Annotated in this window: 19 protein-coding genes and 1 pseudogene; 9 read left to right on the forward strand and 11 right to left on the reverse strand. The window is 61.1% G+C overall.

The genetic code is table 11. From position 1 onward, the window contains the following. Positions 1–652 precede the first annotated feature (652 nt). A pseudogene (locus tag OKC40_RS14495) lies at positions 653–1,396 on the reverse strand (ADP-ribosyltransferase); the annotation flags it as partial. Positions 1,397–1,594: 198 nt separating this feature from the next. On the opposite strand from OKC40_RS14495, the gene OKC40_RS14500 reads away from it, so the two are divergent. Continuing rightward, a complete protein-coding gene (locus tag OKC40_RS14500) occupies positions 1,595–1,951 on the forward strand; it encodes a CesT family type III secretion system chaperone (protein WP_270795672.1) in 357 nt (118 codons plus the stop codon). 7 nt (positions 1,952–1,958) lie between these two features. Here OKC40_RS14500 and OKC40_RS14505 read toward each other — a convergent pair whose 3' ends face one another. From OKC40_RS14505 to OKC40_RS14515, 3 genes are all read right to left on the reverse strand, one after another. Further along, on the reverse strand, positions 1,959–2,795 hold the full coding sequence (locus tag OKC40_RS14505; RefSeq protein ID WP_270795673.1) for a hypothetical protein: 837 nt from the start codon (positions 2,793–2,795) through the stop codon (positions 1,959–1,961). Between the two features lie 36 nt (positions 2,796–2,831). Further along, positions 2,832–5,096, reverse strand: a complete 2,265-nt coding sequence (locus OKC40_RS14510; protein WP_270795674.1) for a methyl-accepting chemotaxis protein — start codon at positions 5,094–5,096, stop codon at positions 2,832–2,834. A gap of 252 nt (positions 5,097–5,348) precedes the next feature. Next, a complete protein-coding gene (locus tag OKC40_RS14515; protein WP_042656775.1) occupies positions 5,349–6,353 on the reverse strand; it encodes a substrate-binding domain-containing protein in 1,005 nt (334 codons plus the stop codon). Between the two features lie 434 nt (positions 6,354–6,787). Here OKC40_RS14515 and OKC40_RS14520 point away from each other — a divergent pair, with 434 nt between their 5' ends. From OKC40_RS14520 to glpG, 7 genes are all read left to right on the forward strand, one after another. Continuing rightward, on the forward strand, positions 6,788–7,909 hold the full coding sequence (locus OKC40_RS14520; RefSeq protein ID WP_058053194.1) for a branched-chain amino acid ABC transporter substrate-binding protein: 1,122 nt from the start codon (positions 6,788–6,790) through the stop codon (positions 7,907–7,909). Positions 7,910–7,976: 67 nt separating this feature from the next. Continuing rightward, entirely contained in the window at positions 7,977–8,903 is a 927-nt protein-coding gene (gene livH / locus OKC40_RS14525) for a high-affinity branched-chain amino acid ABC transporter permease LivH (protein ID WP_270795675.1), read from the forward strand. After that, positions 8,903–10,171 (forward strand): high-affinity branched-chain amino acid ABC transporter permease LivM, encoded by a 1,269-nt coding sequence (locus OKC40_RS14530; RefSeq protein WP_162518203.1) that lies wholly within the window; start codon positions 8,903–8,905, stop codon positions 10,169–10,171. The genes livH and OKC40_RS14530 overlap by 1 nt, the downstream gene beginning before the upstream one ends. 100 nt (positions 10,172–10,271) lie before the next feature. Further along, positions 10,272–11,045: a high-affinity branched-chain amino acid ABC transporter ATP-binding protein LivG gene (gene livG / locus OKC40_RS14535; protein WP_042060828.1), complete on the forward strand. Its 774-nt coding sequence runs from the start codon at positions 10,272–10,274 to the stop codon at positions 11,043–11,045. 10 nt (positions 11,046–11,055) lie between these two features. After that, positions 11,056–11,757 carry an ABC transporter ATP-binding protein gene (locus tag OKC40_RS14540; protein WP_005339433.1) on the forward strand — a complete coding sequence of 234 codons (702 nt, stop codon included), beginning with the start codon at positions 11,056–11,058 and terminating at the stop codon, positions 11,755–11,757. A gap of 122 nt (positions 11,758–11,879) precedes the next feature. Then, complete coding sequence (gene glpE, locus OKC40_RS14545) at positions 11,880–12,203, forward strand: thiosulfate sulfurtransferase GlpE (protein WP_042060826.1); 324 nt, start codon at positions 11,880–11,882, stop codon at positions 12,201–12,203. Then, a complete protein-coding gene (gene glpG, locus OKC40_RS14550) occupies positions 12,200–13,033 on the forward strand; it encodes a rhomboid family intramembrane serine protease GlpG (protein WP_058053190.1) in 834 nt (277 codons plus the stop codon). Before glpE ends, glpG begins: the two co-directional genes overlap by 4 nt. A 66-nt stretch (positions 13,034–13,099) precedes the next feature. Here the strand turns inward: glpG and OKC40_RS14555 are convergent, their stop codons facing one another. Next, positions 13,100–15,535, reverse strand: a complete 2,436-nt coding sequence (locus OKC40_RS14555; RefSeq protein ID WP_270795679.1) for a VolA/Pla-1 family phospholipase — start codon at positions 15,533–15,535, stop codon at positions 13,100–13,102. Positions 15,536–15,832: 297 nt separating this feature from the next. On the opposite strand from OKC40_RS14555, the gene ubiK reads away from it, so the two are divergent. Further along, the gene (gene ubiK / locus OKC40_RS14560; protein ID WP_005339429.1) at positions 15,833–16,090 is read left to right on the forward strand and encodes a ubiquinone biosynthesis accessory factor UbiK; all 258 of its coding nucleotides are present in this window, start codon (positions 15,833–15,835) and stop codon (positions 16,088–16,090) included. A gap of 54 nt (positions 16,091–16,144) precedes the next feature. On the opposite strand, the gene OKC40_RS14565 is transcribed toward ubiK, so the two are convergent. The 6 genes from OKC40_RS14565 to trxA form a co-directional block, all read right to left on the reverse strand. Further along, entirely contained in the window at positions 16,145–17,179 is a 1,035-nt protein-coding gene (locus tag OKC40_RS14565) for a GGDEF domain-containing protein (protein ID WP_270795680.1), read from the reverse strand. A gap of 208 nt (positions 17,180–17,387) precedes the next feature. After that, the gene (gene fre, locus OKC40_RS14570; protein ID WP_058053186.1) at positions 17,388–18,086 is read right to left on the reverse strand and encodes an NAD(P)H-flavin reductase; all 699 of its coding nucleotides are present in this window, start codon (positions 18,084–18,086) and stop codon (positions 17,388–17,390) included. 155 nt (positions 18,087–18,241) lie between these two features. Next, the gene (gene ubiD, locus OKC40_RS14575) at positions 18,242–19,711 is read right to left on the reverse strand and encodes a 4-hydroxy-3-polyprenylbenzoate decarboxylase (protein WP_042060819.1); all 1,470 of its coding nucleotides are present in this window, start codon (positions 19,709–19,711) and stop codon (positions 18,242–18,244) included. Between the two features lie 33 nt (positions 19,712–19,744). After that, complete coding sequence (locus OKC40_RS14580; protein ID WP_270795681.1) at positions 19,745–20,737, reverse strand: hypothetical protein; 993 nt, start codon at positions 20,735–20,737, stop codon at positions 19,745–19,747. Between the two features lie 108 nt (positions 20,738–20,845). Next, positions 20,846–22,111: a transcription termination factor Rho gene (gene rho, locus OKC40_RS14585; RefSeq protein ID WP_042060814.1), complete on the reverse strand. Its 1,266-nt coding sequence runs from the start codon at positions 22,109–22,111 to the stop codon at positions 20,846–20,848. 203 nt (positions 22,112–22,314) lie between these two features. Continuing rightward, positions 22,315–22,641 (reverse strand): thioredoxin TrxA, encoded by a 327-nt coding sequence (gene trxA / locus OKC40_RS14590; protein WP_005339416.1) that lies wholly within the window; start codon positions 22,639–22,641, stop codon positions 22,315–22,317. Positions 22,642–22,701 lie beyond the last annotated feature (60 nt).

Consider the following 22,701-nt stretch of genomic DNA (forward strand, 5'->3'; position numbering starts at 1 on the left):
AGGTCCTGCATCGAGAAAACCGACTACCCGTTCCCGGAGGAGTTGGTGCTGTCAACACCGTCCCGGTGAACGGTTACGAGACCTGAGCCACCGCGAAGTCGCAGATAGCCCTGGCCCGATCACCAAAAGCCCCTTCCAGCTGTTGCAGCACCTGCCGTGCCTCGCTGTCGCCGAGACGCCCCAGCTCCGCCTGCATATGGCCGGTGTCAAAGCGCAGTCGCGCCCCGGCATCTAACCGTTCCTCTCGCGGCTTGAGCGCGGTATGGTCCACCCACGCCTGCTCGGTCTGACCGGCAAACTGCATCAGGCCGCCCAGCACCAGCCGCTGGTTGGGACGCGCCGAGGCGAGGCTGTCGAGGGCATGACCAAGGGAAGAGCCCTTGGCATCGCTGCCGCTGGCCAGCGAGAGCGCCAGAGTGCGCAGGGTTTGCAGGTCGCCGCGGGTCTGCAACTTGGCCATGTGGGAACTGTTGATGGAGCCATCGGCAATGTGTTGATGCAGGGCATTGAGATCGCTGCTGCTCAGGGTCACCTCGGTCGAGGTTTGATCCCGCAGCAGGTAGCTGGCCTGATAGCTGATAAGATCCAGCGCCAGCTTGTAGCCGGTGGCCGGGGTCTGCCGCGCCATGGCGACCTGTTCGCGGGCAGCCCCTTTGCTCTCACCGCTTTGGACGGGCACCGCATCCGCTGTTGTGGCCGCGCTTTGCGCCGGTTCGCCAGCGATTTCAGCCTTGACGGCCCGCTGCAGGTCGGCCACTTCACCCATCGCGGTGTGCAGCTGGCTCATCGCCTCCTGCAGCAGTTCGGGGGTGGCGCTGGCGAGCAGCTCGGTCACCTTGCCCCCGACAGTGCCCCACTGCTGGAGCGGGATACCGGCGATGGGGCGGGCCAGCAGCCCGGCAGCCAACTCCCGGAGTTGCGGCTGCTCGGAGCCGACGACAACAGCCTGCAACGCGGTGCAGAGAGAGCGCAGTGGGCCGTTGCCGGTCGCCAGAGTGGCGTGCTCCTTGCCCAGTTGTTCGGCGGCAATGTTGTTCAATACGTCCGCCTTGGCAAAGCCACCCAGCGAGCTACCAAATGCAGCCTGCTTCATCAGACGCTGAAGATCCTCGGGGGAAGTGGCGGTTTGCACCTTCGGCGCAGCGGCACTCTTGCCACTCCCCAGCAAGTTGCCGATCCACTCTTTGATGGCCACAAACGGGCGGGCCAGTTGGGCCCCCAATCGCGAGAGCAGCCCCTGCCCTTTCTGCGGTTCGCTGCGGTTGCCCAGCAAGATCGCATCTTGCCCGGTAGCGACCTGACGCGCCTCCAGCTGGCCCATCCGGCCAACCCCTGTGGTTGCATCACTGTGGTGAGCGACGGCCTGTGTGCCGACGGTGTTTGCTTGAATCTGCATGATGATTGTCTTCTTGTGATGTTTCGCCGCCAGTCTAGGAGAGGCCATCAACAGGGACTATCGGGATTGGTCGCGATTTTTGTACTGAGCGCGGCGCGCTATCTCGCTGACCGGAAAGCTAAAAAAAGAGAGCCACCATTAACAGTGCCGCGGGCGGCGACCTGCTCTAATGGCGCCATCACCAATCTGGAGCCATCAATGAACTCTCTTTATCACGCCGCCATACACCAGCTGTATCTCTCCCTCTCGCTGCCTGCGCCGCAGCAGGAGGAGAGCGTCACCAGCCTGCAGATCGGCGAGCTGACCTGCCATTTGACCGAACACCCGGCCAACTATCTGCTGATGTTTACCCGCCTCGACGCGGCCACCAGCGCCCAGGCCGCCGCCCAGAACCTGTTTAGTCAGGACCCGTGCAAGCCGGTGCTGGGGTTCGATGCCGAGAGCCTGACGCCGGTGTTGTGGAGTCGCCAGCCGTTGCAGCAGCTGGATCGCGCCCAGATCCACCACCAGCTGGAGCAGCTGGTGCACGCCGCCAGCGAGATCAACAAAGGCTGATTTCCCGCTAGATGCGGGTGCTGGTCGCGCGGCGAACCAGCTGCGGGGTTTCGCCGCTGATGCGGGCCACGTCGCGCTTGAGCTGGTCAACCCGCGCCGGATCCTGCTCGCACAGATAGAGGAAGTAGTGGGGCTCGCCATCCCGGTTCTTTTGCACCGCCTCGAAGGTGACGTTCTGCTGGCGCGCCCAGCGCCGCCACTTCTCGACGTTGTTCACCTGCTTGTAGACGCCGATCTTGAGCTTGGCCGGTCGCTCGTGGCGGGCGACCACCGGCTGCGGGATGGCGGTTTCCCGCGCTGGAAAGGCCAGATCCATGGAGTAAACCACCTCGGGCTGGTCAATATCGGCAACGCCAATCTCCACCAGCGGCTGCGCACCGCTGGCCACGAGCGGCGTCGTTGCAATATGGGAACGGGCAATAAAGACGAACGAGGCGACCAGCGCCAGACAGACACAGAACAGGGCACCGACCAGCGTATTGCGAGCGCGTGGCGCGGATGGCAGCGCAACCGGTACCACCACGATCGGCGCTGCAGGCATCACGGTAGCGGCCAAGCGGGATGGCGGAATGGACGGCTCGGCAGGCACAGCGGCTTGCACGGTTGGCGCCGGGGTCTCTGCCGCAGACGGCGCATGCTCGTCCTCGTCAGGCTGCGGTTGCGGGATCTGGCGCTCGGGGAGGGACAGCAGGGATTTGTTGGTCGGTTTCACGCTCTCGGTTCCAAATTCGGCAGCTGGCGCAGGGGGCCAGCTCGGGGCGGCGGCATTATCGGCGAGCCCCCTTGTACCGGAGCTTAAGCGGTGACTGCTTTTGCGCGGCGCGGCACGAAAAAGGGCTGACATCGCTGTCAGCCCTTTGGCTATCCGGCCCGCGCATGACTAGCGCGTGGGCTTGGTCATCTCCTGCAACAGCTGATCGATGTAGCCCACCACCTGCCCGGAGTTCTGTTCGATCTCGCGGTAGAGGGCCTCTGCCGCCTCATGCTTGTGCTGGTTTTTCAACTCGATGACCTGCTGGATCACCTGATGCAGTCTGGCGTGGGGAGTGGCAATCGCCTTGAAGGCCGGGTGCGAACTGCAACAGGATGCCCCCTCGCTGAAGTACCAGCGGCCAAGGCGGCACTCCTTGTCACTGACCGCCTCGCTGCGCGACAGCCCCTCCTGCCCATCCAGATAGGCGCGCACCCGGGTCTTCCAGCCCATGTGGGCGGCGCGGGCGCGGGTCAGCACCATCCTTACGTTGGAACCATCCTGGAACTGCCCGGCCAGATCCCCCAGTTTGTCCACCAGGGTAGCCACATGGGTGGCAATCTGGGCGGTATCCCGCGCCACCAGCGTGGTGGCCTGTGAGATCTCGTGGACGCTGACGATATTGCGGGTGATCTCGTCGCTCACCGAGGATTGCTCCTCGGAGGCGGCGGCGATCTGGGTGTTCATGTCGCGAATACTGTTGACCGCCCCCTTGATCCGGCTGAGGGCGTCCCCCGCCTGATTGGCCCGCTCCACCGATTCCCCCGCCCGCGAGACGCTGTGCTCGATCATGGTGACCGTAGTGCCCACCGCCCGTTGCAACTGCTCGATGGTGCCGCGGATCTCGGCCGTGGAGTGCTGGGTGCGGCCCGCCAGCGAGCGCACCTCTTCGGCCACCACCGCAAAACCACGCCCCTGCTCACCGGCCCGGGCCGCCTCGATGGCGGCGTTGAGGGCCAGCAGGTTGGTCTGCTCGGCGATGGACTGGATCACCGCCAGCACCGAGCCAATCTGCTCGCTGGCCCTGGCGACCTCTTTCACCGTGTCGCCCGCGCTGGCGATCTCCGCGGCCAGCTGTTCGATCATGCTGACGCTCTGCTGCACCACCTCATCGCCGGTGACTGCCTGATTGTCTGCTTCGCTGGCCGCTTCGGCCGCCTGCACCGTGTTGTGGGCCACCTCATGCACCGTGCTGGTCATCTCGGTCATGGCGGTGGCGAGCTGGGTAGTCTGCTCCTGCTGACGCGTCATGCTGCCAAGGTTGCCCGCCGCACTGCGCGATAGCCGCTCGCTCTCGCCAGCCAGATCGCCCAGCGTGGCGGTGAGCTGGCTGATGGTGTCGCGGATCTTGCCAACGAAGGCATTGAACGCCGTGCCGAGGCGGCGGATCTCTTCCGGCCCGGCCACCGGCAGCTTGCTACCGAGATCGCCGGAACCATTGGCCAGCGCCTCCAGCGCCTTGACGCTCTCCAGCAGCGGGCGGTTAAGGCGGCCCAGCAGCCACACCAGCGCCACCGCAATCAGGGCGGTGCCGAGCAGTGCGATCATCACCATCTGCCAGCTCTGGCGCGCCAGCGCGGCGACGACCTCACTGTGATCCCGCGCCAGCTCGATCACCCCGACCGCCTTGCCGGAGAAGTCGCGCAGCGGCGCCGCCATCACCAGAAAATCGCTCCCCTGCTGCTTGATGGTGGCGAAGCGGCTTTCGCCCGCCAGCACTCCCTGATACCAGTCCGCCGACTCGCCGAGCATGGCGGTGCCGGTCAGCAGCACGGGTTTGCCCTGTTCAAACAGATAGATGGCCAGCCGACTGTCCTTGCCCAGCAGATCGGCAAACAGCGAGGCATCGAGGGCACGGCCAAACTCCACCGAGCCGACCGGCTGACCGTTGAAGGTGACCGGCACCACGCCACGGATCCCGGTGCCGCCCTGACCGGTCTCCAGCCCGCCGACCGGTTGATGGTTGCGGTTCACCTCGACCACCGCCAGCCGGGTGGTGGAGAGGTCGTCGCCATGGTTTGCGGGCTTGTGTACCCGATAAAGGGAGGTAGCCGGGGGAACGTGGAAGTGAAACTGCTGGATCCCCTGCGCCTTGAGGGCAGGCCAGAGCGGGTCGAACAGGCTGGCGAGGGCCTGCCAATCCTGATCGGCCACCGCCTTGGCCGCATCCGGCCGCTGGGCGATCAGGGTCGCCGCCAGCACGGTTTCATGGCTGGCATTGCGGATCACCGATTCGATATTTTGCAGCTCTGTTTGCAGTGCACCCTGTTCGGCCGTCACCGCCCGCTGGCGGTTTTCAAACAGGTTGAAGGTAAGCAGGACCACGGCGAGCAATACGATGCCGCTGATTGCCAGCAGCGTGATCTGGTGACCCAGCTTGCGAGGGGGGAACATAAGACACCATCCTTGATAGTCATATCCAACTTACAGGATGGAACGGATAAGGTGGGAGTCCATCAGAACTCGTTTGTTTGTTGATAATGATCAAACGATTAACAGACAAAATGCGAGGTGGATCAAACGGCTGGAATATTCGCCAACGAGGTTGAAATCGGGTCTACGGGTCACTGATTCAAGGTAAACCGCCCATAAACAAAAACCCCCTCGTGATAGAGGGGGTTTTTCGTTTTGGCAACGGGTGCGGGATTAACGCAGCGGTTTGACCGAGCGACGGATAATCAGCTCGGGCTGGACCGTCATCGATTCCACTTCCAGCTCCTTGTTGCGGATCCGGCTGACCAGATGCTTCACCGCCAGCTGGCCCAGTTCGGCCTTCGGGTGACGGATGGTGGTCAGCGGCGGGCTGGAGAAGCGCGCCATCTCCACATCGTCGTAGCCGATGACGGAGATATCGTCCGGCACCTTGACTCCGGCTTCCCAGGCAGCGCAAATCGCGCCGATCGCCATGGGATCGTCGAAGGCAAAGACCGCGGTCGGACGCGGCTGCAGGGCCAGGATGCGCTGCATGGCATCGAAGCCGCTCTGGCTCTCGTAATCCCCTTCAAAGATTTGCTCATCTTTGAGGGTCAGACCCTGCTCGCCCAGCGCATCACGTACCCCGTCCAGTCGCTGCTGGGTGGTCGGCTTGGAGAGCTGGCCAGTGATGCAGACGATGTCACGGTGCCCCAGCTCCAGCAGATGGCGTACGGCCATGCGGGCGCCGATGCGGGCGTTGTCGTTGATGACGTTGGCGAAATCGCACTCCGTGCCCCAATCCAGTACCACCTGCGGTACGTTCTTGTGGATGCGCAGCATGTCGCGCAACGGGGTGTCGATATCGGTACCCAATACCAGCAGGCCATCCACCCGTTTTTCCATCAGCATTCTCAGGTAATGCTGTTGGCGAGGCGGCTGGTTTTCGGTGTTGCAGAGGATCAGGCTGTAGCCCTGTTCGAAGCAGTACGCTTCAACCCCTTGCACCACTTCTGCGAAGAAGGGGTTTACGCTGGTGGTCACCAGCATGCCAATGGTCTTGGTCGAATTTATTTTAAGACTGCGCGCTACCGAGTTGGGCGCGTAGTTGAGTTCTGCCACCGCCTCAATCACTTTCTGGGTCGCGTCTTCGCTGACCCGCCGAGTGTGGTTGAGCACATGTGAGACGGTGGAGATGGATACGCCTGCGCGCGAGGCGACATCCTTGATAGTGGCCATCTCTGTCTCCTGACTGTCAAAGGCGGAACATTAGCAGATTTCCCGAATAAAGGCTTGGTTTTAACGAGCTCTGCCACGGAATTGTCAATGCTGGCTAATCTAGGCGCTCATTTCTGTTTGCGCAAACAGGTTGTGGTCAAAATGGGAGCGCCGTCAGAGTAAAATATCGCCAGATTAATCCTCTGGCGTTCGTCAGAATCGCCTGTCGTTACCAAGATGTTAAGTCAACAAATCGATATTAAGCTCTGATCTGCGAAAAATAACAGGTCATTTGTTTCAAAATAAGCCCATTAAACCCCCTCTGGTTAGTATCTTTAACAGCTTGTTATTGCCCCGTGAGGAATGATAGAACCATACCTATAGCCGGATGCACGGGATGTAGATCCGGAATGACACACGGAAATGAAACAATCCACTGATTAAGGGACGAATCAATGCATAAGTTGAGCAAAATAACAGTAAGCGCAGCGGTTTCTTTGGCTCTGTTTGGATCGATCTCCATCGCACACGCGGCAGACACCATCAAGATCGGTATCGCAGGCCCGGTCACTGGCCCGGTCGCCCAGTACGGGGACATGCAGTTCACCGGCGGCAAGATGGCGGTCGAGCAGATCAACAAGGCAGGCGGCATCAACGGCAAGCAGATCGAAGCGGTCGTCTATGACGATGCCTGCGATCCCAAACAGGCGGTGGCCGTCGCCAACAAGGTGGTGAATGACGGCGTCAAGTTCGTGGTCGGCCACCTCTGCTCCGACAATACCCTGCCCGCCTCCGATATCTATGAAGACGAGGGGATCCTGATGATTACCCCCGCCTCCACCAACCCCAAGATCACCGAGCGCGGTTACCAGCTGACCCTGCGCACCATCGGTCTGGATAGCGATCAGGGCCCGACTGCCGCCAAGTACATCATCGAGCAGGTCAAACCCCAGCGCGTGGCCGTTATTCACGACAAGAAGCAGTACGGTGAAGGGATCGCCTCCAGCGTGAAAGCGGCGCTCGACAAGGCTGGCGTGAAAGTGGTGGCCTTTGAAGGGATCACCGCCGGTGACAAGGACTTCTCCGCGCTGATCGCCAAGCTGCAGAAAGAGAACGTCGATTTCGTCTACTACGGCGGCTATCACCCTGAGCTGGGTCTGATCCTGCGTCAGGCTGGCGAGAAGGGGCTGAAAGCCAAGTTCATGGGCCCGGAAGGGGTGGGTAACAAGGATATCTCCGCCATCGGCGGCCCGGCGTCTGAAGGCCTGCTGGTGACCCTGCCGAACAAATACGATCTGGTGCCCGCCAACGCCCCGCTGGTGGCGGCGTTCAAGGCCAAGGGTCAGGACTCCTCCGGCCCGTTCGTCTGGACCACCTATGCCGCGGTGCAAACCCTGGCAGCCGGTATCGCCAAAGCGGGTGAAGATGACCCGGCCGCTGTGGCCGCCGCCATCAAGGCCACCCCGGTCGAAACCGTGATGGGCCCCCTGAGCTGGGCACCGAACGGTGACCTGAAAGGCTTCGAATTTGGTGTGTTCCAGTGGCACGCTGACGGTACCTCCAGCCAAGTCAAATAATCTGCCGATTGGGGGGTGAGTACGCTCACCCCCTCCTCTCTTTGCGGGCAAGTACAGGGAACGCAGTATGTCCGAACACCTCCTCTATCTGGTTCAGCAACTGCTGAACGGATTAACCATAGGCAGCACCTATGCGTTGATCGCCATCGGCTACACCATGGTCTATGGCATCATCGGCATGATCAACTTCGCCCACGGCGAGGTTTACATGATCGGCTCCTATGTCGCTTTCATGGTGATGGCGGGGCTCATGATGATGGGCATCGACAGCACCTTTCTACTGCTGGGAGGCGCCTTCCTGGTCAGTATCGTCATCACCGGCACCTATGGCTGGAGCATCGAACGGGTCGCCTACCGGCCGCTGCGCGGCGGCAACCGGCTGATCCCCCTTATCTCCGCCATCGGCATGTCGATCTTCTTGCAGAACATGATGCGGATGGCACAGGGCTCGCGGGATATCGCCATGCCCACCCTGATTTCCGGTGGCTGGACCCTGGGCGGTGAGGATGGTTTTCAGGCCAGCCTCTCCTACATGCAGCTGATCATCTTCGTGGTGACCTTCATCACCATGCTGGCGCTGACCCAGTTCATCAACCGATCCCGCATGGGCCGCGCCTGCCGCGCCTGTTCGGAAGATATCAAGATGGCCAACCTGCTGGGGATCGACACCCACGTAGTCATCTCCATCACCTTCGTGCTGGGGGCTGCGCTGGCCGCCGTGGCCGGGGTGCTGCTCGGCATGTATTACGGCGTCATCAACCCCTATCTCGGCTTTATGGCCGGTCTGAAGGCCTTCACCGCCGCAGTGCTGGGTGGTATCGGCAGTATTCCGGGCGCCGTACTGGGTGGCCTGCTGCTCGGCGTGGTGGAAGCGCTCACCGCCGGTTATCTCAGCACCGAGTACAAGGATGTGATGGCGTTTGCCCTGCTGATTGGCGTCTTGCTCTTTATGCCCACTGGCATCCTGGGTCGTCCGGAAGTGGAGAAAGTGTGATGAGAAATCAATTTATCCACGCCTGTATCGCCAGCCTGGTGCTGCTGGTGCTCTCCTTCTGGCTGCTCGGCTTCAAGCTGGAGACCGAAGGCTCCCGCCTGCTGGTGGTGAGCCGCCTCGATGTGTCGCTGGCCTGGCTGCTGGGGGGCGCCACCCTCGTATTCTGGTTCCAGATGCTGCGCGGCCAGATTGCCAAGCTGTTTCAGGCCTCCATCAGCGGCTTCTCGGTCGGCTTCACCAAGCTGGTGCTGCCGAGCCCGGAAGAGGCGCCCAAGCTCTATAACCTCACCGCCGTACTGGTGCTGCTGTTCGCGGTGAGCTGGCCCTTTATGGCCTCACGCGGCGCCATCGATCTCGCCACACTCACCCTGATTTACATCATGCTGGGGCTGGGGCTGAACGTGGTGGTCGGCCTCGCCGGTCTGCTCGATCTCGGCTATGTCGGCTTCTACGCGGTCGGCGCCTACAGCTATGCCCTGCTCAACACCTACTTCGGGCTGAGCTTCTGGGAGTGCCTGCCCATCGCCGGGCTGATGGCCGCCACCTTCGGCTTCCTGCTCGGTTTCCCGGTGCTGCGGCTGCGGGGAGACTATCTGGCCATCGTCACCCTGGGCTTTGGCGAGATCATCCGCATCCTGCTCAACAATATGACCACCCTGACCGGCGGCCCGAACGGGATCTCCGGCATCCCCAAACCGACGCTCGCTGGTCTGGAATTCAACCGCACCGTCAAGGATGGCGGCTTTGATACCTTCCACAACTTCTTCGGCATTACCTACAACGCCAACCACAAGGTGATCTTCCTCTACCTGATGGCACTGGTACTGGTGGTGGCGACCCTGTTCGTCATCAACCGCCTGCTGCGGATGCCGCTGGGCCGCGCCTGGGAAGCGCTGCGGGAAGACGAGATCGCCTGCAAATCGCTGGGGCTCAACCCCACCATCATCAAGCTGACCGCCTTCACCATAGGCGCCACCTTTGCCGGTTTCGCGGGCAGCTTCTTTGCCTCGCGGCAAGGCTTTATCAGCCCGGAATCCTTCGTCTTTATCGAGTCGGCCATAGTGCTCGCCATTGTGGTGCTGGGGGGCATGGGCTCCCAGATCGGGGTGGTGCTGGCGGCCATCGTGATGACGGTGCTGCCGGAGCTGGCCCGCGAGTTCAACGAGTACCGCATGCTGATGTTCGGCCTCTTGATGGTGTTTATGATGATCTGGCGGCCACAAGGACTGCTGCCGATGACCCGTCCGCATCTGGAGTTGAAGAAATGAGTACTCATCAGAAGTTCATAGATGTCTCTGATCTGTCGATGCGCAATGTGGCTGGATTGCTGGCAGTGACTTGCTCCACCTTGAATAGGGAGCTGAAAAAATGAGTGCCAATCAGAAGTTATTGGAAGTCTCTGATCTGTCGATGCGCTTTGGCGGCCTGCTGGCAGTCAACGGGGTAAAACTGGATATCGACAAGGGCGAGGTGATCTCCATCATCGGCCCCAACGGCGCGGGCAAGACCACCATCTTCAACTGCCTGACCGGTTTTTACTGCCCGAGCGGCGGCACCATCCGCTACAAGGGTGAGGAGATTCAGGGGCTGCCCGGCCACCTTATCGCCCGCAAGGGGATTGTGCGCACCTTCCAGCATGTGCGGCTGTTCAAGGAGATGACAGCGGTGGAGAACCTGCTGGTTGCCCAGCACCAGCACCTCAACACCAGCTTTATCGCCGGTCTGTTCAAGACCCCGGCATTTCGCCGTGCCGAGCAGGAGGGGCTGGAGCAGGCCGCCTTCTGGCTGGATAAAGTGGGCCTCAAGGATCTCGCCAACCGCGCCGCCGGTAATCTGGCCTACGGTCAGCAGCGTCGCCTCGAGATCGCCCGCTGCATGGCGACCCGTCCCGAGCTGCTGATGCTGGATGAACCGGCAGCCGGTCTCAACCCGAAAGAGACCGACGAGCTGGATGAGCTGATCATGAGCCTGCGGGACGAGTTCGGAGTCTCGGTGCTGCTGATCGAGCACGATATGAAGCTGGTGATGGGCATCTCCAACCGCATCTTCGTGGTCAGCCAGGGCACCCCGCTGGCCCACGGCAAGCCGGATGAGATCCGCAACAACCCGGCAGTGATCAAGGCCTATCTGGGCGAGTCGTAAGGAAAACAAGATGTTAGAACTTCGCAACGTATCGACCCACTACGGCAAAATTCAGGCGCTGCACGATGTCAGCGTCGAGGTGAAAGAGGGGGAAATCGTCACCCTGATCGGCGCCAACGGCGCGGGCAAGACCACTCTGTTGATGACCCTCTGCGGCGAGCCCAAGCCCAGCAGCGGCTCCATCTGGTTTGAGGGGGAACAGATCAGCTCCCTCACCACAGCCCGCATCATGCGCAAGGATATCGCCGTGGTGCCGGAGGGGCGTCGCATCTTCGCCCGCCTGACAGTGGAGGAGAACCTGCTGATGGGCGCCTTCTTCGTCGACAAGGCCGAGCAGCACGGCCTGCTGGATCAGGTGTTCACCCTGTTCCCGCGGTTGCACGAGCGGCTGGAGCAGCGGGCGGGCACCATGTCCGGCGGCGAGCAACAGATGCTGGCCATCGGCCGCGCCCTGATGAGCAAACCGCGCCTGCTGCTGCTGGATGAACCCTCGCTAGGGCTTGCCCCCATCGTCATCCAGCAGATCTTCGACACCATAGAGCAGCTGCGCCAGAAGGGGATGACCATCTTTCTGGTGGAGCAGAATGCCAATCAGGCGCTCAAACTGGCCGACCGCGGCTATGTGCTGGAGAACGGCCACGTGGTGCTACAAGACACGGGCGCCGCCCTGCTGGCCAACCCGGCAGTGCGGCAGGCCTATCTCGGCGGTTAACCCACTGACCCGCATGCCATATCGACAAGGGAGCCACTGGCTCCCTTATCTTTTGTGGGGTTAGTTTGCGCCACAGCTTGCGGTACACTGGCCCGTAATCAACCTATTCGCAGGACATCCAGATGGACCAGTTTGCCCATATCAATGCCCATGATGCCCACCAGAAACTGAGCGCGGGTGAAGCCCGTCTGGTGGATATTCGCGACCCGCAATCCTTTGAAGCGGCCCACGCGGTCGGCGCCTTCCACCTCACCAACGGCACGCTGGTGCGCTTTATGAATGAAGTGGATTTCGATACCCCGGTCATCGTGATGTGCTATCACGGCAACAGCAGTCAGGGTGCCGCCCAATACCTGCTGCAACAGGGTTATGACGAGGTCTACAGCATGGATGGTGGCTTCGAGGCATGGCGCCGGGAATTTCCCATCGAGGCAGGCGAGGCATGATCCAGCTGCTGGTGCTCGACAACGCCCGCATGGCGCAGGCGCTGGTGGACTATCTGGCGACGCTGGGCATCTCCTGCGAGCTGACCCAGTCCGAGCTGGGGGTCACCATCTGGCTGGCGGACGAGCCGCGCCTCGCTCAGGCCCAGCTGGAGGTAAAACGCTTCCTGGCCGAGCCGGGCCACCCGCGCTACATGGAGGCCTCCTGGCAATCCGGCCGCGCCGATGCCCGCATCGACTACAGCAAGGGGATGACGGACCCCATCACCGACTTCCTCCATCAGGCGGGGCCGCTGACGCTGGTGGTGATCATCGCCTGTCTCGCCATCTACGGCATTGATGCCATCGGCCTGCCGATCTACGATGAACTGGCGTTCCACCCGACCCTGGCCCAGTTCACCGACTGGCAGGCATGGCGCTATTTCACCCCCGCCCTGATCCACTTCTCGGTGCTCCATCTGGTGTTCAACTTGCTGTGGTGGTGGTATCTGGGGGGCCAGATCGAGCAGCGCCTCGGCAGCGGCAAGCTGCTGATCCTGCTGCTGGTTGGTGCGGCCCTGCCCAATATCGCCGAGTTTTTTGCCAGCGGCCCGCTGTTTGGCGGCCTCTCCGGCGTGGTCTATGCCCTGCTCGGCTACTGCTGGCTGCGCAGCAAGCTGCAACCGGCCTGCGGCCTCACTCTGCCACCCGCGCTGATGGGCTTTATGCTGTTCTGGATGGTGCTCGGCTTCTTCGACATGCTCGGCACCAGCACCGCCAACATCGCCCACCTGACCGGCCTGCTGGTCGGCCTGCTGCAAGGCTGGCTGGATCGCAACCACCAGCCGGGCTGATTTTTCAGCTGCCGCAGAAACAACAACGCCGCCCCGAAGGGCGGCGTTTTTTTACACGACAGGCAGTTACTGCTTGATCAGGGTGTCATCGGTTACCTTGACCGCCGCACCGCCACTCATAAAGAAGCTGGCGAACTGGGTCTGGATCTCGGTGGTGACCGCGCCAACCTGATCGAAGTTCTCGTCAGGGGCCAGTAGCGAGCTATGGCCCCCTTTCAGGAAGCGTGCAGCATGGTGACCCGCCGGGAGCACACCGGAACCCTTCAGCTCTTGCAAACCCAGCACCCGGAACAGTGGCTCGGTACCACCCAGCGGTGCGGAGGCGATGCTGTTGGGGATCACCTGATCCGGCAAGCTGAGCGCACCATCGCCAACAATTTCGGTGGCGAATAGCGGGAAGCTCTTGGCGACGCCACTGCCCAGATTGATCGGGTCGGCAGAGTCCAGCAATGACTGGGCGGCAAAGGTATAGCTCTGCAAGGTGCTCGCAGCCCCCGCCTGAGTGGCCGCATCCAGACTGGGCAGGAACTCGTTGACGAAGCAAGTGGCGGCAGGCGTTTTGCAGTTCGGTGCATAGGCGGTAAAGCCCGCTTTCAGCTCCGGACTGCCCGAGGTGAGCACGCTCATCTTGATGGTCGGCCCGAAGCTCGGCGAGTTGAGCAGCAACGGCGCTATGCCGCCACCCGGCATCGCCAGACCGCCGGTATCGAACTTGAACAGGGCATCAGCCAGGGCACTGCCGGTGGTCTGGTTCGCCACCGCCAGCAGATTGGCTCCGGCAATTGCCCCCAGCGAGTGGCCGAGGAAATGTACCTTCAGTCCGGCGCCGCCCAGTTGACCACCCAGCCCCTTGGCATTGGCCAGCCCGACGGCCAGTCGCAGTCCCAGCAGATCGGCCACGCTCTGTTTCAGGTTGTCCCGCGCCACCGTCAGATAGCCCAGATTCAGGTAGGGCGTCGGGTTCTCGGAGGTGGTGACGGTATCCGTGCTGCCACTCAGGGCATAGCCACGCTCACCGTGCAGCGGATGATCGATCACTACCACAGCGACGCTCTTGCTGGCTGTGGCACCGGCGCCGATTTGGCCCAGCGCCAGCGCATAGGCGTTCTCCTTGATGGAGGTGACCCCGTGCTGATAGATGATCACATCGGTGACATTGGCCAGCGGCCCGGTGGCAAAGATCCGCAGCGGTACCGATTGCACTTCGGTCAGGGTCGGCAGCGGATTGAAACGGCCGATATTGCGCTCGGCATCCAGCGGTTTGCCACCGGAGGTGAGGGTCACCCCGATCAGCTTGCTCGCCTCGGTCAGCAATTCACTCTGACGGCTCGGGTCGGCGATCAGCTCACCCAGCAGTGCCGGATCCACCCCCGCCCCGACCAGTCCACCGATCACCTCGGTATCGCCCGCTTTCAGCGCGTTGGCGATGGCATAGAGGCTGGGAATGGCACCATGCCAGGATTGGGTCTTGGCCTTGTCCCAGGAGCCAGCCAGCGCGGGTGTAGAGAGGAAGTAAGGGAGCTTGACGGTGCCGGTGTAAACCTTGGTCAACAGGGCAACACCGTTAAGCGGCATGCCAGTACCAAAGGCGGCACTCAATGCATCTTTCTGATCCTGCGGCAGGAATGGCTCAGCAGCCAGCTGGGTCAGAAAATCCACGCCGCCATTAAGGCTGCTGATGGTATAGGTTGCCGGCAAGCTGGTATTGCCCCTGGCATCCTGTTTCCACAGCGACGCGGCGTCCAGACTCGGGCTCTTCAACACGGAAGCGGCGGCACTCTTCACTGCCAGCAGCACATCGGCACCAGATTGGGTGGCAAACCAGTCGGAGAAGATCACCCGGTCGCTGGTGATTCCGGTGGCCGCCTTGAACAGACCTTCCTGCAGCGAGATCAGGCCGTTGATGGTCTGCTCCTGCGTGGTTGCGCCAGCAGCCGATTTGAAGTTGCTGTAATCACCCCCCGCTTTGAGCGGTGTGCCGCGACTGTCCTTGAGGGAATCGGTCGCCACAATCATGTAGTAAGAAGAGGGATTAAGCGGCTTGAGCGGAACCAGATTGAGTTTGCCGCCGCCATCGCTCACCACAAAGTCGGTGCCATAGGTCAGAGGCTTGTTGTTCTTCACCCCAACAGGTCGCTGAGTCACCGGATCCAGCACCAGCTCCAGCAGATAGAGGGGCGCAACGGCAGAGGCGTACTCGCTGGCCGCAGGTGCTGGCACAGAGACACCGGTCACGGTCGCCGGTACCAGCTGGACAGGTTGCGTTGTAGACCAGCCATCCAGGGTGGAGAGGGCAGACACCGGGTTCGACAGATCCGCAGTCTCGGTCGAAAACTTCAGGGTGCCATCGCTGGCACGGGGGGCCAGCACGCTCGGGCGAATCCCGTTGGCGCCACTCAGGGCGTAGTCGAGGGAGCTGGTGGTATCTCCCTTGTTGTCATCCCCACCACATCCGGCCAGCAGGGCGCTGAGCACAGCGGCATAAATTAGCTTCTTCTTCATTTTTTGTTCTCTTTATAGGTTGTTGTCCATCACAAGCCAACGAAGCATTCACCGCTTCGACCGCACAAAGTTAACATAAAACCAACAACCAACGAGACTCATGTTGGTCATCTTCTGCTCAGGTTTGTGGCGAGAATCAAGGTTTTACGTCAACAAGGGGGCGCAAGGGTAACAACAGCGGAGGATTAACCAGACCCGACCAGCCAGCAGCCATCGTCACGACTAAAAAGCCGCCGCGATCTCGGCAAAGTGAGGGAATTGTCGGTAGAATGTCCGCCAACGCTTAAGGAGGACATCATGATCGACCCGAAGAAACTGGAAGAGATCGCCAAGCAGGTGCACAACTCCCTGCCGCCCGGCATTCGCAGCATGGGTGAAGAGGCCGAGAAGAAGATGCGTCAGGTACTGCAAGCCCAGCTGGGCAAGCTGGATCTGGTCAGCCGCGAAGAGTTCGATGTGCAGACCAAGGTGCTGCTGCGTACCCGGGAAAAACTGGCCGCCCTCGAAAGCAAGCTGGCTCAGCTCGAGCAACAGCTCGGCGCCAAAGGCGAATAACAGAAACCCCAGCTCGGCTGGGGTTTTTACTCTGGGCTGACTCTGTCAAAGCGGTCACATCTGAAGCAGATACCAGGCTCGCTTGCCGCGCGCCTTCGCCTCGTACATGGCTCTGTCGGCCACCTCCAGCGCCTGCCGGAAGGTCAATGCCTCCCCCTCCCATAACGCGATGCCGATGCTCAGTCCCACCCGTTGCGAGCAGCCGGGTTTGGGCACATAGCCGTGCATCCGGCTGATCAGCGCATCGGCCAGTTGCGCCAACCTATGGTGTGAAACATCCCGGTGCAGATGCACCACAAACTCGTCGCCGCCGTAACGGCCGCATAGCGCCGAGCCCGGCATGATGAGGCGCAACCAGTCCGCCATCTGCTGCAGCACCTGATCACCGCAGGCATGGCCCAGCTGGTCATTGATCCCCTTGAAATCATCCAGGTCGATAAAAAGCAGCGCCCCCGCCCCTTGCGGTTTCTGCTGGGCGAACGCCTTGCCAAATCCCTGCCGGTTGAGCAACCCGGTGAGGGCGTCGCTGTTGGCGCGATCGGCCAGCCGCTGTTCATAGGCCTTGCGCTGGGTGATATCGATATGGGAGCCCATGATCCGCAGCGGCTTGCCATCACTATCCCGATCGACGACACGGCCCCGATCCCACAGCCAGGTGATCTCGCCAGCCGGGCTAACGGTACGGTATTCGGCTTCGTAGAAGGGGGTTTTGCCCTCAAGATGGGCGAAATAGCTACCTATGGCGTGGGCGCGATCATCGGGATGGAGCTTGGCGCTCCACTGCTCGAAATGGGGAGCCATGTCACCGACCTGAAAGTTCTGCAGATTGAAGACCCGCAGCTCACCGGTGGGGATGGTGCCCTGCCAGAGGCAGATGCCGGTGCCATCGAGGGCGGCGTTGAGCTTCTCCTGTAGCAGGCCGTTTTCATGTTTCAGCGCGGCGATTTCAGCCTGCAAACGGGCCAGGTCACCACCATGAGAGCACGGGAACAGGGTCGCACCGCGCTCCGCAGCGCCGCCCACCGCCTTGTCATCCGTTGCCGATATCCTGCCCTGTTCGCCCAACCCGACCTCTCCTTGCGCTATCACTACGGATATCCTTACCCTGCTTGCTGACAATCTTCACAAAGATGCCACTAGCCATGGCTGATTAGTAGCCATTCATGTCCAGAATGACGAAAAATCACGAGATAATGCGACTGTGAATGCGCCATTTGACGCCATTTTTATGGCCGCAGGTGAAAAAACAAAAGCCCCCGGCAAAACCGGGGGCTCCATCATCCAAACGGGGATCCCGTCAGATAAATTCGTAGGCGTCACCGAAGATGCGCTCCGGCTCGGCGCCGAGGATCTTGAACTCCTCCCGCGCGGCCCCAGCCATCTCGAAGCGACCGGCGACATAGATGTCGTAATCGTGGAGGCTGACGAAGTCATCCATGATCGCCTTGTGTACCAGTCCGCTCTTGCCGGTCCAGTCAGCATCCGGCTCCTGCACCACCGGGATAAAGGTGAGCGGCGCGTAGTCACGCTCCCACTGCTGCATCTGCTCCAGCTCGTAGAGCCAATGAGCCTGACGCACGCCCCAGTAGAAGAACACCGGGCGCTTGCTGCCCGTGTCGATCAGGTACTCCAGAATGGAGCGGGCGTAAGAGAAGCCGGTGCCGCCCGCCATCAGGATCAGCGGACGGGGGGATTCATCGCGCAGGAACGCCTTGCCAGCCGGCAATTCGACCTCGATCTCGCCCTGCTCGCGCATGCGGGCCAGCACCTGACCGGCGTAGGCATTTTCGGGAGTGGCACCAATTTGCAGCTCCAGCACGCCCGGGCGGGTCGGCGAGTTGGCGATGGAGAAGGGGCGCTTGTCCGAATCGCTCATCACCACCAGCAGATACTGGCCCGGCTTGAAGCTGATCGCTTGCTGCGGCGCCAGGGCCACATGCCAGATGGTGTCGACATATTCGCGCAGTTCCTCTACGCGGCATTTGATACGTTGCATTCTTGTCCTTGTGGCGGGCTCGCTCGGCCCGCTTCGCTCATTGTTTCACTATGGAGTGACGACCAGCAGCCCTGGCCCCGTCAGTCGAGAATACTCAAATAACTGCGGATCGCATCACTTTTTGCAGCAAATGCAACAAAGCAGCCATGTTTGCCTCAGTCGAGGATCTTCAGCTCATCCCAGATGGCATCGACCTTCTGCTTCACCGCCTCGTCCTGCACGATCGGCTGACCCCACTCCCGATTGGTCTCGCCCGGCCACTTGTTGGTGGCATCCAGCCCCATCTTGGAGCCGAGGCCGGAGACCGGCGAGGCGAAGTCCAGATAGTCGATCGGCGTATGCTCGATCAGGGTGGTGTCCCGTGCCGGGTCCATCCGGGTGGTGATGGCCCAGATCACATCCTTCCAGTCGCGGGCGTTGACGTCATCGTCACACACCACCACGAACTTGGTGTACATGAACTGGCGCAGGAAGGACCAGACCCCCAGCATCACCCGCTTGGCGTGGCCCGGGTAGCGCTTCTTGATGGTGACCACCGCCATCCGGTAGGAGCACCCCTCCGGCGGCAGATAGAAGTCCACAATCTCGGGGAACTGCTTCTGCAGCAGCGGCACGAACACCTCGTTCAGTGCCAGCCCCAGCACCGCCGGTTCATCGGGCGGACGGCCGGTGTAGGTGCTGTGATAGATGGCATCGCGCCGCTTGGTGATGTGGGTGATGGTGAAGACCGGGAACTCGTCCACCTCGTTGTAGTAACCGGTGTGATCGCCGTAGGGCCCTTCCGGCGCCAGCTCACCCGGCTCCAGATAGCCTTCCAGCACGATCTCGGCGCTGGCGGGCACCTCCAGATCGCAACTGATGGCCTTGATCACCTCGGTACGGCTGCCGCGCAGCAGACCGGCAAAGGCATATTCGGAGAGGGTATCCGGCACCGGGGTCACCGCGCCGAGAATGGTCGCCGGATCGGCGCCGAGCGCCACCACCACCGGGAAACGCTCACCGGGATGGGCCTCCTGCCACTCGCGAAAATCGATGGCGCCGCCACGGTGATCGAGCCAGCGCATGATCAGCTTGTTTTTGGCGATCTTCTGCTGGCGATAGATGCCGAGGTTCTGCCGCTTCTTGTAGGGGCCGCGGGTGATGGTGAGACCCCAGGTAACCAGCGGCGCCACATCGCCGGGCCAGCAGTGCTGGATCGGGATCTGGTCGAGATCGACCGCATCCCCCTCCTGCACCACCTGCTGGCAGGGGGCGGAAGAGAGGCGCTTGGTCGGCATGTTGAGCACCTGCTTGAAGATCGGCAGCTTCTCCATCAGCTCCTTGAATCCCTTGGGCGGCTCGGGCTCCTTGAGATAGGAGAGCCAGACCCCGACCTGACGCAGGGCACCCACATCGGGCTGGCCCATGCCCATGGCAACCCGATCCGGCGTGCCGAACAGGTTGGTCAGCACCGGCATGGTGTAGCCTTTGGGATTTTCGAACAGCAGAGCCGGACCGCCCGCACGCAGTGTGCGATCGCTGATCTCGGTCATCTCCAGATAGGGATCTATCTCGCGGGTGATGCGCTTGAGTTGTCCGTTTTGTTCCAGCTGCGCGATGAAATCACGCAAATCCTTGTATTTCATGCAAGTTCCCAACCGGGTTCAGGAGGTCAGGCATTATAACCCTGGCCGTCCATCGGGTGTACCCGAATCGGGCAGCAGGCTCGGAGCAATGGGGGGCGTGTCACGCTGGCCGAGCCGTCTGGCCAACGCAGAGAGCAGCTGGGGCTCGTCCACCTCCATCAACAGACCGGCCACCAGTGCGCCGTATTGGCGGTTGGAGAGTTCGGCCAGCAGGTATTTCTGGGCCTGCGGCGGCAAGGGCGAGAGCGCACTGAGCTGGCGCAGGGCCGATGCTTTCAATCCGGGATTGTCACTGGCGGCGATCAGCAGGTCGCTGGCAACATTGCCCTGATGGAAACGGTTGATGGTGAGCAACGCCGTGAGTGCATCCTGATCCACCGGCCGGTGCCACAAGCGGGCATACAGCGCAGGCTCACCGGTACCTTGCAACAGATACAGCAGCAGGCGGTTGTCGGGCAGATAGATATTCTGCGCCGCCAGTTGTCGCGCTTCACGTACCCAGACCGACAGCGGCTGGGTGTCGAGGGCCCGCAACAGAGCTTGCTGCTGCTGGGCAAGCGCGGGATTGCCACGGTAATAGATGCTCTTGAAGCGGAAATTGCCGAGCTCCAGCTGGCGGCGATAGCTGGCTTGCAGCGCCTGTATCTGCCACTCCCCCAGCAACTGCCGGGCGCGCGCGGCAAAATCGTAGACCGGCTGCTGCACCAGAAAACCGTCGACCTGCTGCTCCACCAGCCACTTCGGGGCCTTGCCAGCCTGAGCCTCGACCCACTGTTGCAACGCGGGGGAGGCCGGTTCGGCCGCCGGAATATCGCGCAGCAGTTGCAGCAGCAGGAACTCCCGCTGCTCGCGGCTGAGGGCCGCCAGCAGAGAGTCGATGGCGGCAAATTGCCCCTGTTGCAGACGGCTAGCCAGATAACGCTGGTGCGTCTGCAGCGTCTCGGCGGTCACCGTAACCGGTGCAGCCTGCGCATGAACCGGGATTGCGCTCAGCAACCCCAGCAACAACCAGAAAACAGGCTTCATGACGTCTCCATCCTTGTGACATCGGGATCTCATACTACTAGGGCGACCGGAAAACAGATAAACAAAAACCGCGACCAGGGCCGCGGTTTCGTCATTTTGTGACCGGACTTACTTCTGCTGGCGCCGCATGGCGTCGAAGAACTCGTCGTTGGTTTTGGTGCCTGCCAACTTGTCGATCAGGAACTCGATGCTGTCAATCTCGCCCATCGGGTGAATGATCTTGCGCAGGATCCACATCTTCTGCAGCTCGTCAGGCGCGGTCAGCAGCTCTTCCTTACGGGTGCCGGAGCGGGTGATGTCGATAGCCGGATAGACGCGCTTCTCGGCAATCTTGCGCGAGAGGTGCAGTTCCATGTTGCCGGTACCCTTGAACTCTTCGTAGATAACCTCGTCCATCTTGGAACCGGTATCGACCAGCGCGGTGGCGATGATGGTCAGGCTGCCACCCTCCTCCACGTTACGCGCGGCGCCGAAGAAGCGCTTGGGACGGTGCAGGGCGTTGGCGTCCACACCACCGGTCAGGACCTTGCCGGATGACGGGATGACGGTGTTGTAGGCACGGGCCAGACGGGTGATGGAGTCCAGCAGGATCACCACGTCTTTCTTGTGCTCGACCAGACGCTTGGCCTTCTCGATCACCATTTCGGCAACCTGAACGTGACGGGAGGCAGGCTCGTCGAAGGTGGAAGCGATCACTTCACCCTTCACCATGCGCTGCATCTCGGTCACTTCTTCCGGACGCTCGTCGATCAGCAGAACGATCAGTTCACAGTCCGGGTGGTTGTAGGCGATGCTCTGGGCGATGTTCTGCAGCAGCATGGTCTTACCGGCCTTGGGCGGCGCCACGATCAGGCCACGCTGGCCTTTACCGATGGGGGAGGCCAGGTCCAGCACACGGGCGGTGATATCTTCGGTAGAGCCGTTACCCCGTTCCATACGCAGACGTTCGTTGGCATGCAGGGGGGTAAGGTTTTCAAACAGGATCTTGTTGCGGGAGTTTTCCGGACGGTCGTAGTTGACCTCGTTGACCTTGAGCAGCGCGAAGTAACGTTCGCCCTCTTTCGGTGGCCGGATCTTGCCGGAGATGGTATCGCCGGTACGCAGGTTGAAGCGGCGGATCTGGCTCGGGGAGACGTAGATATCGTCCGGGCCTGCCAGATAGGAGCCGTCTGCACTACGCAGGAAGCCGAAACCATCGGTCAGGATTTCCAGCACACCGTCGCCAAAGATATCTTCGCCACCCTTGGCGTGTGCCTTGAGGATTGCAAAAATAATATCTTTCTTGTGCGCCCGAGCCAGATTTTCCAACCCCATGGATTCGCCAAGCTTGACCAGCTCGGACACAGGAGTGTTCTTTAATTCAGTCAGATTCATAGTGGTGAAAGTCTGTAAGCAAGGATTGAATGAGGAGACAGTCTGCTGGATTGATGCTGATCGGATTTGATTGCCAGGCTGTAGTTAGCAAAGAGTCAGGCAAAAAGGTTAGCAAACGAGCGATAAATTAGCACCAATCGGGGTGAGCGTCTAGGTGATAAAACACAAGGAGCGCATTATTGCAATGCGCTCCTCTTTGATTATTACAGGTTGCCGTCCAGGAACTCTTTCAGCTGAGTCTTGGACAGTGCACCGACCTTGGTCGCTGCCACTTCGCCATTCTTGAACAGCAAGAGGGTCGGGATACCACGAATGCCGTACTTGGGCGGAGTATCAGAGTTATGGTCGATGTTCAGTTTGGCTACGGTCACGCGACCTTCGTACTCTTGGGCAACTTCTTCCAGGATCGGGGCAATCATCTTGCACGGACCACACCACTCGGCCCAGAAGTCGACCAGAACGGCGCCATCGGCTTTGATTACATCTGCCTCGAAGCTGGCATCGCTCAGCTGAACAATCTTGTCACTCATCTCCAACTCCAGTCAGTAATTAAGGCTTTATTGACATATCAACAAAGGCAATAGTTGCCC

This window comes from Aeromonas sp. QDB11 (assembly GCF_027705265.1).
In the GTDB taxonomy this organism is placed as follows: Bacteria; Pseudomonadota; Gammaproteobacteria; order Enterobacterales; family Aeromonadaceae; genus Aeromonas; species Aeromonas allosaccharophila.

What these genes read in the sequence shown, in the direction of transcription:
- OKC40_RS14500 (WP_270795672.1), top strand. Translation starts at nt 1,595, where the DNA reads ATGAACTCTCTTTATCACGCCGCCATACACCAGCTGTATCTCTCCCTC.
- OKC40_RS14505 (WP_270795673.1), bottom strand. Translation starts at nt 2,795, where the DNA reads ATGTCAGCCCTTTTTCGTGCCGCGCCGCGCAAAAGCAGTCACCGCTTA.
- OKC40_RS14510 (WP_270795674.1), bottom strand. Translation starts at nt 5,096, where the DNA reads ATGTTCCCCCCTCGCAAGCTGGGTCACCAGATCACGCTGCTGGCAATC.
- OKC40_RS14515 (WP_042656775.1), bottom strand. Translation starts at nt 6,353, where the DNA reads ATGGCCACTATCAAGGATGTCGCCTCGCGCGCAGGCGTATCCATCTCC.
- OKC40_RS14520 (WP_058053194.1), top strand. Translation starts at nt 6,788, where the DNA reads ATGCATAAGTTGAGCAAAATAACAGTAAGCGCAGCGGTTTCTTTGGCT.
- livH (WP_270795675.1), top strand. Translation starts at nt 7,977, where the DNA reads ATGTCCGAACACCTCCTCTATCTGGTTCAGCAACTGCTGAACGGATTA.
- OKC40_RS14530 (WP_162518203.1), top strand. Translation starts at nt 8,903, where the DNA reads ATGAGAAATCAATTTATCCACGCCTGTATCGCCAGCCTGGTGCTGCTG.
- livG (WP_042060828.1), top strand. Translation starts at nt 10,272, where the DNA reads ATGAGTGCCAATCAGAAGTTATTGGAAGTCTCTGATCTGTCGATGCGC.
- OKC40_RS14540 (WP_005339433.1), top strand. Translation starts at nt 11,056, where the DNA reads ATGTTAGAACTTCGCAACGTATCGACCCACTACGGCAAAATTCAGGCG.
- glpE (WP_042060826.1), top strand. Translation starts at nt 11,880, where the DNA reads ATGGACCAGTTTGCCCATATCAATGCCCATGATGCCCACCAGAAACTG.
- glpG (WP_058053190.1), top strand. Translation starts at nt 12,200, where the DNA reads ATGATCCAGCTGCTGGTGCTCGACAACGCCCGCATGGCGCAGGCGCTG.
- OKC40_RS14555 (WP_270795679.1), bottom strand. Translation starts at nt 15,535, where the DNA reads ATGAAGAAGAAGCTAATTTATGCCGCTGTGCTCAGCGCCCTGCTGGCC.
- ubiK (WP_005339429.1), top strand. Translation starts at nt 15,833, where the DNA reads ATGATCGACCCGAAGAAACTGGAAGAGATCGCCAAGCAGGTGCACAAC.
- fre (WP_058053186.1), bottom strand. Translation starts at nt 18,086, where the DNA reads ATGCAACGTATCAAATGCCGCGTAGAGGAACTGCGCGAATATGTCGAC.
- ubiD (WP_042060819.1), bottom strand. Translation starts at nt 19,711, where the DNA reads ATGAAATACAAGGATTTGCGTGATTTCATCGCGCAGCTGGAACAAAAC.
- OKC40_RS14580 (WP_270795681.1), bottom strand. Translation starts at nt 20,737, where the DNA reads ATGAAGCCTGTTTTCTGGTTGTTGCTGGGGTTGCTGAGCGCAATCCCG.
- rho (WP_042060814.1), bottom strand. Translation starts at nt 22,111, where the DNA reads ATGAATCTGACTGAATTAAAGAACACTCCTGTGTCCGAGCTGGTCAAG.
- trxA (WP_005339416.1), bottom strand. Translation starts at nt 22,641, where the DNA reads ATGAGTGACAAGATTGTTCAGCTGAGCGATGCCAGCTTCGAGGCAGAT.